Raw genomic sequence first — 10,736 nt, 5'->3', positions numbered from 1 at the left:
GTCCCATCACGACTCCAGACGTTTTTACGGCTGCGACTCAGTTTTATGGCAGCTGTGCGTGGGACGTCTTCGGACGTGCCGGTTTCCTTGGCTCCCGGTTTCCAACCTGCGCACAGCTGCCACCCATTCGCTTGGAAACGAACGAGGCAGCTCTTTAAGCCAAGGAGTTACATCATGACGAAAGCAAATCCATCTGATCATTCAGAACTGAAAACCGTCGGCTTCACCCCCTTCCTGTATCTCTCGGATCAACCTCTATTCCACGTCTGCCGCGACGTCCCCATCGCCGACGCTCTGGCCCAAGCCTCCGACCTGCTCTTCCTCGCCAAATCCCTGACCGTCGATGCCGCCTACGCCCAAGACTCCGATCGCCACGCCTGGGCCGCGCATTACCTGACGACGATGAGCAAAGCGGTGATTGATGATGTGGTGAAGGTGTTGACGCGCAAACCTGCTCAAACGAAAGCGCATGCAGATCAATAAAACAAACAGAGCCTGAAAATTCCCAAATAGGGACCGAGCGTTCCCTTTTTGGGACTGATTAGAGCCAGATGCTTCGGTTCTTCAGTTCAAACACATCATGAAGGCATGGCCAGCACGGTCAGCCGCCGCTCCAGCATCTGCCCCGTCAGCATGCCCTCATACGTATCCGCCGGCCGTCCCCACTGCTCCACGATGACCATGCCGTCCACCAGCGCCACAGCCAATTCGGCAATCGTCTCGGCCTGATCTTCTATGATTTTTTGAGTCCGAAGCCACAGCCGATCTGTCATCTCTTTAATCTCCGCCGCTATCCGCTCACCCGACGCAGGATCAGTCTCCGGGTAGACGATATTTCGCAGCAGATGCTGAAGCTCCCTGACCTTTGCGTAATCCTGCTCCGCGCCCTGCTCGCCTTTGAGGATGGCGGTGGCCTTGGGCTTATCGACGCGTTTTGCGGCTGAAGGTTTTGAAGGCAGTGTCTGCGCCATTGCGCCAGCCAGGAGCACCATCATCCGGGCTTCCAGATGCTCCTTCACGGCCTCCATCGACGAAATTGACCGCGCTAGATTGATAGACGCGCCCCCTTGGTGCCGCAAGTCCATGGTCACTGCCAGGGTCACGCCGCCCGTGGCAAAGCCCAAGGCGCGGGCCACGACATAGTGGCCCATTTCATGATGGGCAATCTGCCAGGCGTGATCGCGTACGGCAGGCGGCATCTTGTTCGTCATTTCCATCACCTCGCATCGCTTCTGCTTTACTTTTCTTGCGTAAACTCGTCCGTCTCAAAAAAAGGAGCATCAAATGAGTAGCATGGAAAAGGATTTTCTGAAGATCCCTCTCGAAGAAACTTTCAAGGTTCTTGAATACTTAAGTCAATGCGAACCTCGGAAGGCAGCTTCTCGACTCACAGGAATAGAAACGCGAGCGGCACGCTTCGCCAATCGAGCTCTATTGGCGGGTGCAATCGGGCTCGGGCTTGCCGCGTTGCTAGCCTACTGGCACACGTCCCAATCACCCTTACCAAATATGATGAAAAACGTCGCGCTCGCTCTAATAGTGTTTTCCACTCTATCTACATTCGCCTCCCTGTTGGCTCCAATCTTTGCGTCGGTATGGACTTTAGCCCGATGGAAAACCATCAGTTTGAGAAACATGCTGGCCGACATCGAGCATGAAAACGCCTTTGTCGAAACACTAAAATCCCATCATGAAAAAGCCTTAGCAAATGCAAGATACTGGCTCGAACTCAAAGTGAATCGCGCAGAAGCCCGCGTCTCCTATTTCTTTGGAGAAAAAGCCGCAGGGCTGGCTCTACTAGGTACAGCCTACGTTTGCACCAAGGAATTTGGTGGCTTTCCATGGTTAAGTCAGACCTTGATGGCTGGGCCTGTGACTGAAAACCTAGGCGACTCCATTTTGCTAATGGTGATAGCACTTGTCCTCGGAATCTCAATCGGTGCCATGCTTCTCAAACATGTGAATGCACGGTATCGCTTTCAGATCGAACTCATCGACAACGCTTTGCGGAAGTAACAATTCTCAGGCAAGAAAAAGCCGCGCAATAGCGCGGCTTTTCTGACTCAAGCTTCAGCCCTTATTTGGGCAAAGCGTAGGCAATCACATAATCCCCACGATCCGTCGACTGACGCGCACCGCCCACCGTCAGCAGGATGTACTGCCTGCCGGTTTTCGGTGAAACGTAAGTCATCGGCCCGGACTGGCTGCCCACCGGCAAGCGCGACTTCCAGATTTCATTGCCGTTGCCGGTGTCGAAGGCGCGCAGGTAGAAGTCCTGGGTGCCGGCGAAGAACAGCAGGCCGGACTGGGTAGCCAGCGATGCGCCGAGGGTCGGCATGCCGATCGGGATCGGCAGGTGCATGCGGATGCCCAGCGGGCCAGTGTCCTGCACGGTACCGACCGGGACTTGCCACATCAGTTTGTGGGTCTTGAGGTCGATGGCAGACATGGTGCCGAACGGTGGTTTCTGGCACGGAATGCCGACCGCCGAGAGGAAGCGCTCGCGCATGGCGCCGAACGGCGTGCCTTCCTGCGGCACCACGCCCATTTCGATACCGCTGGCCCCGGCGCCGATCTTGTCGCGCGGGATCATGTAGTTGGCCAGGCCCAGGCGCATGTCGTTGACGAACATGTAGTTGGTGTTCGGATCAACCGAGACGCTGCCCCAGTTCATGCCGCCCAACGAGCCCGGGAATTGCAGGGCGCGGTCCATGCCCGGCGGGGTGTAGACGCCTTCGTGGCGCATACGTTTGAACTGGATGCGGCACATCAATTGGTCAAACGGCGTGGCGCCCCACATGTCGGATTCGGTCAACGTTTTGTTACCGATTGACGGCATGTCGACCGAAAACGGCTGGGTTGGCGAATACCGTTCGCCGGGAACCTTGCCTTGCGGCACCGGGCGCTCTTCGACGCGAGCAATCGGCACGCCGGTTTCGCGGTTGAGCAGGAAGATCTCGCCCTGCTTGGTGACTTGCGCCAGGGCTGGCTGGGTGCCGCCCTTGTCATCCGGCACGTCGTACAGCAGCGGTTGCGCCGGCAGGTCGAAGTCCCACAGGTCGTGGTGAGTGGTCTGGAAGTTCCAGCGCACCTGACCGGTCTTCACGTCGATGGCGACGATAGACGAACTCCACTTATCGTCGAACTCGGTACGTTGGCCGCCGAAGAAGTCCGGGGTGGCGTTACCGGTCGGCAGGTAAACCAGACCGAGCTTGGCGTCGTAGGACATGGCCGACCACACATTCGGCGTACCACGGGTATAGGTCTCGCCGGCCGGTGGGCGTTTGGTGGTGTTCGGGTTGCCCGGGTCCCACGCCCAGACCAGTTCACCGCTGCGCACGTCGTAGGCGCGGACTACACCCGGCGGTTCGCCAGTGGAGTAGTTATCGGCCACACGGCCACCGACGATCACCACGTCCCCGGCGACCAATGGGGTCGAGGTTTGCTGGTAGTAACCGGGCTTCACTTCGCCCATGTCGGTGGTCAGGTCGACGGTGCCTTTGTTGCCAAACTCTTCGCAGGGCTTGCCGGTGTCGGCATTGATGGCGATCAGGCGTGCATCGCCGGTTGGCAGAAACAGACGTTTCGTACAGGCGGTTGGCTGATTGTCCGAAGACGCCGGGGTTTCGGAGTAGCCCAGGCCACGGCAACGCTGCCAGTTGGGCGCGGTGCCTTGCGGGTCAAACTTCCAGCGCTGAGTGCCGGTGTCGGCATCCAGGGCGAAGACTTTGCCGTAGGCGGTGCAGGTGTAGACCGTGTCACCGATTTGCAGCGGGGTGTTCTGGTCTTCGGCGCCAGCACCGGTGCTTTGCGGGATGTCGCCGGTGCGGAAGGTCCAGGCCACCTGCAACTTGTCGATGTTGCCCTTGTTGATCTGGTCCAGTGCGGCAAAGCGATTGCCGGCGGTGGTGTTGCCCCAGTGGGCCCAGTCTTTCTGTTCGAAGCCCGGTGTGACCGGCGTTACTGCAGGTTCAGTGGTGGCCTTGACCACGTGGGTCGGCACGAACATGTAGGCCATCGTCGCAACGACTCCCGCGCCCAGAATGCCAGCCAGACCGTAGGCGCCACGCCCGCCGGTCGCACCCGAAGCGCGGACCAGCGTCGGATAGATCAGCGCTACAACCAGACCGATCACGGCGAACGTCAGTACCCGCGAGACCAGCGGCCAGTATTCGAGGCCGGCATCCCAAACAGCCCAGATCGCGGTGAGGATCAATGCCACGCCATACAGCCATGCGCCGAGCGGCTTGCGACGGGCAATCATCAGCCCGGACGCCAGCATCGCCAGGCCCATCAGCAGGAAGTACCAGCTGCCGCCGAGAGAGATCAGATAGCCACCACCACCGGCCAGGCCGAGCCCGATCAGGGCGATCAGCACACCCAGCCCCGCCAGCAACCATTTGCTGCCGGCGGCAGCCCCAGAATTATTCATATCGGACTTTTTCCCCATTTGTGACAAGGGGCGGAATAATGTACTACCTAGTTACTTATGGCAATTTGTCGCAGGTGAAAATGTCCCGAACGGTACTGAGACTAGATCAAGGATCCGTCGCGAGCGTCGTACAGAAACTGCCTGTAACATGCTTGCGCACTGATCCATGCCGCTGGAGATAACCCTTTGCCTGACACTCGCACACCTGTTCTCGATGAAATCGACCGCCAATTGATTGCCGCCCTGCAGATCAACGCCCGCGAGAGCGTGGCCATGCTTGCCCGGCAACTGGGCATCGCCCGTACCACCGTCACTTCGCGCCTGGCGCGGCTGGAAAAGGCCAAGGTGATCACCGGTTACGGCGTGCGTCTCGGCCAGCGCGTGGTGGATGGCGGGTTGCAGGCGTATGTGGGGATAACCGTGCAACCGCGTTCCGGCAAGGAGGTGTTGCGACGCCTGAGCGCGATGGCGCAGGTGCAGCAGTTGTGTGCGGTGAGTGGCGAATTTGATTATGTGGCGTGGTTGCGCACCGATTCGCCGGAGCAGCTGGATCAGTTGCTGGATCAGATTGGCAGTGTGGATGGGGTGGAGAAGACCACGACCTCGATCATCTTGAGCAGCAAGATTGATCGGGGGCAGCCGGTTTGAGTTTCAGGCCTGGGTTCATCGGTGCCTGAACTGGCGCTATCGCGAGCAAGCTCGCTCCCACAGGGGACAGTGTGTATTACCAGGTCGTCATACTGACCAATAAAATAGCAAAATGACGACACTTTGCGTCTTATTAACGTGTTCGGTGCTCTCTAGAATGGCTGGCATCTTTTCCTATACTCAGATGCGCACTCCGCGTCGGGTCGCCAGCAAGGTCAGCCATGAACAAGAACAATCGCCATCCTGCAGACGGTAAGAAACCAGTCACCATTTTCGGCCCGGACTTTCCTTTCGCCTTCGACGACTGGATCGAGCATCCGGCCGGGCTGGGCAGCATTCCCGAGCACAATCACGGTGCCGAAGTGGCGATTGTCGGCGGCGGGATCGCCGGCCTGGTAGCGGCGTATGAGCTGATGAAGCTGGGCCTGAAACCGGTCGTCTACGAAGCCTCGAAAATGGGCGGCCGCTTGCGCTCCCAGGCGTTCAATGGCGCCGAAGGCATCGTTGCCGAACTGGGCGGGATGCGCTTCCCGGTGTCGTCCACCGCGTTTTATCACTACGTCGACAAACTGGGTCTGGAAACCAAACCTTTCCCTAACCCGCTGACACCCGCGTCGGGCAGCACGGTGATCGACCTCGAAGGCCAGACCCATTACGCACAGAAGCTGTCGGACCTTCCTGCGCTGTTCCAGGAAGTGGCTGACGCTTGGGCCGATGCCCTGGAAGCCGGCTCGCAGTTCTCCGATATTCAGCAAGCCATCCGTGATCGTGATGTGCCACGTCTGAAAGAACTGTGGAACACCCTGGTTCCGTTGTGGGACGACCGCACCTTCTACGACTTCGTCGCCACCTCCAAGGCCTTCGCCAAGCTCTCGTTCCATCATCGCGAAGTGTTCGGCCAGGTCGGTTTCGGTACCGGCGGCTGGGATTCGGACTTCCCCAACTCGATGCTGGAAATCTTCCGCGTGGTGATGACCAATTGCGACGATCACCAGCACCTGGTGGTTGGCGGCGTGGAACAGGTGCCCCAGGGCATCTGGCGCCATGTACCGGAGCGTTGCGCGCATTGGCCGGCCGGCACCAGCCTCAGCTCGCTGCACAACGGCGCACCGCGCACCGGCGTAAAGAAAATTGCCCACGCGCCGGGCGGCCGTTTCGCTGTCACTGACAACTGGGGCGACACCCGCGAATACGCGGCCGTGCTGACCACCTGCCAGAGCTGGCTGCTGACCACCCAGATCGAATGCGACGAAACCCTGTTCTCGCAAAAGATGTGGATGGCTTTGGACCGCACTCGCTACATGCAGTCGTCGAAGACTTTCGTGATGGTCGACCGCCCGTTCTGGAAGGATAAGGATCCGGAAACCGGTCGTGACCTGATGAGCATGACCCTCACCGACCGCCTGACCCGTGGCACCTATCTGTTCGACAACGGCGACGACAAACCGGGAGTGATTTGCCTGTCGTACTCGTGGATGAGCGACGCCCTGAAGATGCTGCCGCAGCCGGTGGAAAAACGCGTGAAGCTGGCGCTGGATGCATTGAAGAAGATCTACCCGAAAGTCGATATCGCCGCGCGGATCATCGGCGACCCGATCACCGTTTCGTGGGAAGCCGACCCACATTTCCTCGGTGCATTCAAAGGCGCCCTGCCCGGCCATTACCGCTACAACCAGCGCATGTACGCACACTTCATGCAGGACGATATGCCAGCCGAGCAGCGCGGGATTTTCATCGCCGGCGACGACGTTTCGTGGACGCCGGCCTGGGTTGAGGGTGCGGTACAGACCTCGCTCAACGCGGTGTGGGGCATCATGAAACACTTCGGCGGTGCAACTCATGCCGAGAATCCGGGTCCAGGAGATGTGTTCAACGAGATCGGACCGATCGCCCTGCCCGAGTAAGAGGAATCCGAAATGCGCGTAGCCCTTTACCAATGTCCACCGCTGCCTCTGGATGTCGCCGGCAACCTGCAACGCGTGCAGCAGCTGGCGCTGGAAGCCAAAGGCGCGGACCTGCTGGTGCTGCCGGAGATGTTCCTGACCGGCTACAACATCGGCGTCGATGCCGTCAGCGTGTTGGCGGAGGTGTACAACGGTGAGTCGGCGCAGCAGATTGCGCGCATTGCCAAGGCTGCCGGGATCGCCATTTTGTATGGCTATCCCGAGCGCACCGAGGACGGGCAGATCTACAACGCCGTGCAGTTGATCGACGCTAACGGCGAGCGCATCTGCAACTACCGCAAGACCCATCTGTTCGGCGATCTGGATCACTCGATGTTCAGCGCAGGTTCCGATGAGTTTCCCATCGTTGAGCTCAACGGCTGGAAGCTCGGTTTCCTGATCTGCTACGACCTGGAGTTTCCGGAAAACGCCCGACGCCTGGCCCTGGCCGGTGCCGAGCTGATCCTGGTACCGACCGCGAACATGATTCCGTTCGATTTCGTCGCCGATGTCACCGTGCGCTCCCGCGCCTTCGAAAACCAATGCTATGTGGCTTACGCCAACTACTGCGGCCATGAAGGCGACATCCACTACTGCGGCCAGAGCAGCATTGCTGCGCCGGATGGCAGCCGTATCGCTCAGGCGGGACTGGATGAATCGCTGATTGTCGGTGAGCTGGATCGACAGTTGATGGTCGATTCCCGTGCCGCCAATCGCTATCTGATCGATCGTCGCCCCGAGCTTTACGGCGAGCTGAACAAGCGCTGATCCATCGTTATCCGCTAGCATTGGCACTTCACTGTTCTGGAAGTGCCCATGCCCGCGCTGAATCCCCTTCGCCCCCACACTGAAACCCTGGCCAACGGCTTGCGGGTGACGCTGCGTCATGCCCCGAATTTGAAGCGTTGCGCAGCAGCGTTGCGGGTCGCCGCGGGTAGCCATGATGTGCCGCTGGCGTGGCCTGGCCTGGCGCATTTCCTTGAGCATCTGCTGTTTCTCGGTACCGAGCGCTTTTCCGCCGGGCAAGGGTTGATGGCCTACGTCCAGAGTCATGGCGGCCAGGTAAACGCGCGGACCAGCGAACGTACCACGGACTATTTTTTCGAATTGCCAACCCAGGCGTTTGCCGGTGGGCTGGAGCGTCTGTCGGACATGCTCGCCCATCCGCGTATGAATTCGGACGACCAGCAGCGGGAACGGGAAGTGTTGCAGGCGGAATTTGTCGCCTGGTCGCAGGATGCCGAGGCGCAGCAGCAGTTTGCGCTGTTCAATGGCCTGGCCGAGGTTCATCCGCTACGGGGTTTTCATGCCGGCAATCGCGACAGCCTGCCGGTGGATCAAGCCGATTTTCAGCAGGCTTTGCAGGGTTTTTATCAGCGCTATTACCAGACCGGGCAAATGACCCTGAGCCTGGCCGGGCCGCAGAGCCTTGATGAATTGAAGGCTATGGCCAAAGCCTTTGGTGGTGTCATTGCCAAAGGCGAAACAGTCACGCAACAAGCGCCTACACCGCTGATGGACGCGCCGGACAAAAGTTATCAACAGGCTGGCGAACGACGTCTGGACTTGCTGTTTGCCCTCGAAACACTGCCTGACTTCTCCGCCGAAGCACTGGCGTTCCTGTGCCACTGGCTGAACGTGGCAAAACCCGGCGGCTTGCTGGCGGACCTGCGCGAGCGCGGGCTGGCCGATCACCTGAAAGCCCAGCCGCTGTACCAGTTCGCCGGGCAAGCCTTGCTGCATATCGAATTCACCCAGCCCGCCGCAGACTCGGCAACAGGCATCTGCGAACGCCTGCTGGACTGGCTCGGTTTCTTTGTCGAGCAAGACTGGGACCGATTGCGCGAAGAGTACGCCACCCTGCTCCAGCGCCAGCAGCAAGTCAGCAGCGCCTTGCAACTGGCTCGACTGGACAGCGAACAACGCGAATTCGGGCTAACCAAGCAGGGCGTTAGAGCCCTCAAGCAAATCCTCCAACAAATCGGCGCTGTGGATAACTTCAGCGGCCCATGGCAATTGCCGACTCCCAACCCTTTTCTGCGCGCCGAAGCACCGGCATCGAACGCCGGACTGATTCGCGGCCAGACCAGCGCCCACCGTGGCCTGCGCACGTTTGCCCAGGATCGCTCGCGCAGCCGTCGTGAACGCTCGCCGATGCAGTTCAGTCAGGCATTACCGGACAACTCTGCGGAGGGTGCGATTTATCTACGCTGGCGTCTGGACTCGACACCCGGCAACAACCTTCAATCACGGTTGGAAAATTACCTGCAACCGTTGCGCGAAGACGCGCGTCAGGCCGGTGTGGATTTTTCCTTCAGTGCGTCAGGCAACGAATGGCTGCTCAAACTGAACGGGCTACAGGAGCCGATGCCCAGCGTCCTGGAGCATGTGCTGAAAGAACTGACAAAACCTGATGCCGCTGTCTCACAAGCCGAATCGACCAGCGTTGCGTTGATACCGATTCGACAACTGCTCAAGGCATTACCCGATCACTGCCTCGGGCACACCGCGAACTCGGATGACGCGCAGCCACTCTGGTTGAGTGCGCGCTGGGATGGGCTGGCCATCGGGCTTTCGGCTCAGACTCAGGCAGCCATGGGACTGGCCTTGAGCCGCATACCCGGCACGCCGGACAATCAACTGACGCCGCCCTCTTCGATCCTTGCACAGCATCTGTGGAGCACCGTCGATACCGCCTCCAGCGAGCACGCGTTGTTGCTGTTCTGTCCGACAGCCACCCAGGAAATGTCCGACGAAGCTGCGTGGCGTTTGCTCGCACATGTCTGCCAGACGCCGTTCTACCAACGCCTGCGGGTGGAACTGCAACTCGGCTATGCGGTGTTCAGCGCCCTGCGGCAGAATCACGGCCGAACCGGGCTGCTGTTCGGTGTGCAATCGCCAAGCGTTGCGCCGGTGGAGCTGCTGCAACACATCGAGCAATTCCTGAATCGATTACCGGAACTAATCCACGCACTCGACGACACCTCCTTCAAGGCTCAACGCCAGGCCCTGGCGGATCAGTTTTCCAGCGCTGCGCTCACTACGGGTCAAGCGGCCGAATTGCTCTGGCAGGGCAAGCTTGCCGGCCGTTCGTCGGATTATCTGACGCAATTGCCCGAGGCCATTGTGCGCATTGACCGGACCGCTCTACTGGCTGCGGCCCAACGCCTGAATCAGGCCGAAGGCGGCTGGCGGTGCCTGGCCAACAGCGTTGCCCCAGGCGCGCCATGGCAAGTGGCAAAATGATCATTACCGGGGCTGCAAGGAGCTTTCTCAAAGTTTCACGGGCAATTTCTTTGAAATTTTGAGTAACATAGCAACCTAACTATCTTGAACATCTCTGACTTGAGGTGGACTATACCTATAGATAGCGCTGTCCCACCCTACCTGAAGGAGTTCAATTTATGGCCTGGACCAAACCTGCCTACACCGACCTGCGTATCGGCTTTGAAGTCACCATGTACTTCGCCAGCCGCTAATCTGCCTTGGCAGACTGCAGCTAACGCCTCGGTTTTCCCGAGGCGTTTTATTTTCAGCGTTGAAATGATGGAGCATCCATGTTTGTCCAGATTCTAGGTTCCGCTGCCGGCGGCGGCTTCCCCCAGTGGAACTGCAACTGCGTGAACTGCGCAGGCTTTCGCGACGGCAGCCTGCGGGCCAAGGCGCGGACGCAATCGTCCATCGCGATTTCCGATGACGGCGTGAACTGGGTG

The 10,736-nt window shown here is 59.4% G+C and carries 9 protein-coding genes and 1 pseudogene; 8 read left to right on the top strand and 2 right to left on the bottom strand.

Going from position 1 to position 10,736, the window contains the following annotated elements:
* Positions 1-174: 174 nt before the first annotated feature.
* A complete protein-coding gene (locus AC1D1M_RS31000) occupies positions 175-483 on the top strand; it encodes a DUF3077 domain-containing protein (RefSeq protein WP_477778643.1) in 309 nt (102 codons plus the stop codon).
* 95 nt (positions 484-578) lie between these two features.
* Here the strand turns inward: AC1D1M_RS31000 and AC1D1M_RS30995 are convergent, their stop codons facing one another.
* On the bottom strand, positions 579-1,211 hold the full coding sequence (locus AC1D1M_RS30995) for a peptidase M41 (RefSeq protein WP_477778642.1): 633 nt from the start codon (positions 1,209-1,211) through the stop codon (positions 579-581).
* Between the two features lie 73 nt (positions 1,212-1,284).
* On the opposite strand from AC1D1M_RS30995, the gene AC1D1M_RS30990 reads away from it, so the two are divergent.
* A complete protein-coding gene (locus AC1D1M_RS30990) occupies positions 1,285-2,016 on the top strand; it encodes a hypothetical protein (RefSeq protein WP_477778641.1) in 732 nt (243 codons plus the stop codon).
* A 61-nt stretch (positions 2,017-2,077) separates the two neighbouring features.
* Here AC1D1M_RS30990 and AC1D1M_RS30985 read toward each other — a convergent pair whose 3' ends face one another.
* Positions 2,078-4,432, bottom strand: coding sequence for a glucose/quinate/shikimate family membrane-bound PQQ-dependent dehydrogenase (locus AC1D1M_RS30985; RefSeq protein WP_477778640.1), 2,355 nt, complete (start codon positions 4,430-4,432; stop codon positions 2,078-2,080).
* Between the two features lie 186 nt (positions 4,433-4,618).
* On the opposite strand from AC1D1M_RS30985, the gene AC1D1M_RS30980 reads away from it, so the two are divergent.
* The 6 genes and pseudogenes from AC1D1M_RS30980 to AC1D1M_RS30955 form a co-directional block, all read left to right on the top strand.
* Positions 4,619-5,080, top strand: coding sequence for an Lrp/AsnC family transcriptional regulator (locus AC1D1M_RS30980; RefSeq protein ID WP_046039454.1), 462 nt, complete (start codon positions 4,619-4,621; stop codon positions 5,078-5,080).
* A gap of 221 nt (positions 5,081-5,301) precedes the next feature.
* Positions 5,302-6,984 (top strand): flavin monoamine oxidase family protein, encoded by a 1,683-nt coding sequence (locus AC1D1M_RS30975; protein WP_057713046.1) that lies wholly within the window; start codon positions 5,302-5,304, stop codon positions 6,982-6,984.
* A 12-nt stretch (positions 6,985-6,996) separates the two neighbouring features.
* The gene (locus AC1D1M_RS30970) at positions 6,997-7,791 is read left to right on the top strand and encodes a carbon-nitrogen hydrolase family protein (RefSeq protein WP_477778639.1); all 795 of its coding nucleotides are present in this window, start codon (positions 6,997-6,999) and stop codon (positions 7,789-7,791) included.
* A gap of 48 nt (positions 7,792-7,839) precedes the next feature.
* A complete protein-coding gene (gene pqqF / locus AC1D1M_RS30965; RefSeq protein WP_477778638.1) occupies positions 7,840-10,269 on the top strand; it encodes a pyrroloquinoline quinone biosynthesis protein PqqF in 2,430 nt (809 codons plus the stop codon).
* A gap of 158 nt (positions 10,270-10,427) precedes the next feature.
* A complete protein-coding gene (pqqA, locus tag AC1D1M_RS30960; RefSeq protein ID WP_003444522.1) occupies positions 10,428-10,502 on the top strand; it encodes a pyrroloquinoline quinone precursor peptide PqqA in 75 nt (24 codons plus the stop codon).
* Positions 10,503-10,580: 78 nt separating this feature from the next.
* Positions 10,581-10,736 (top strand): annotated as a pseudogene (locus tag AC1D1M_RS30955) (pyrroloquinoline quinone biosynthesis protein PqqB); the annotation flags it as partial.

It is taken from the genome of Pseudomonas sp. P1_F7 (assembly GCF_056405655.1).
Note: the sequence above shows the minus strand (reverse complement) of the source record. Positions and strands in the feature narration are given on the sequence as shown.

Excerpts from the sequence above, each read along its gene's own strand:
- AC1D1M_RS31000 (WP_477778643.1), top strand. The coding sequence starts at position 175 with ATGACGAAAGCAAATCCATCTGATCATTCAGAACTGAAAACCGTCGGC.
- AC1D1M_RS30975 (WP_057713046.1), top strand. The coding sequence starts at position 5,302 with ATGAACAAGAACAATCGCCATCCTGCAGACGGTAAGAAACCAGTCACC.
- AC1D1M_RS30970 (WP_477778639.1), top strand. The coding sequence starts at position 6,997 with ATGCGCGTAGCCCTTTACCAATGTCCACCGCTGCCTCTGGATGTCGCC.
- AC1D1M_RS30985 (WP_477778640.1), bottom strand. The coding sequence starts at position 4,432 with ATGAATAATTCTGGGGCTGCCGCCGGCAGCAAATGGTTGCTGGCGGGG.
- pqqF (WP_477778638.1), top strand. The coding sequence starts at position 7,840 with ATGCCCGCGCTGAATCCCCTTCGCCCCCACACTGAAACCCTGGCCAAC.
- AC1D1M_RS30995 (WP_477778642.1), bottom strand. The coding sequence starts at position 1,211 with ATGACGAACAAGATGCCGCCTGCCGTACGCGATCACGCCTGGCAGATT.
- AC1D1M_RS30990 (WP_477778641.1), top strand. The coding sequence starts at position 1,285 with ATGAGTAGCATGGAAAAGGATTTTCTGAAGATCCCTCTCGAAGAAACT.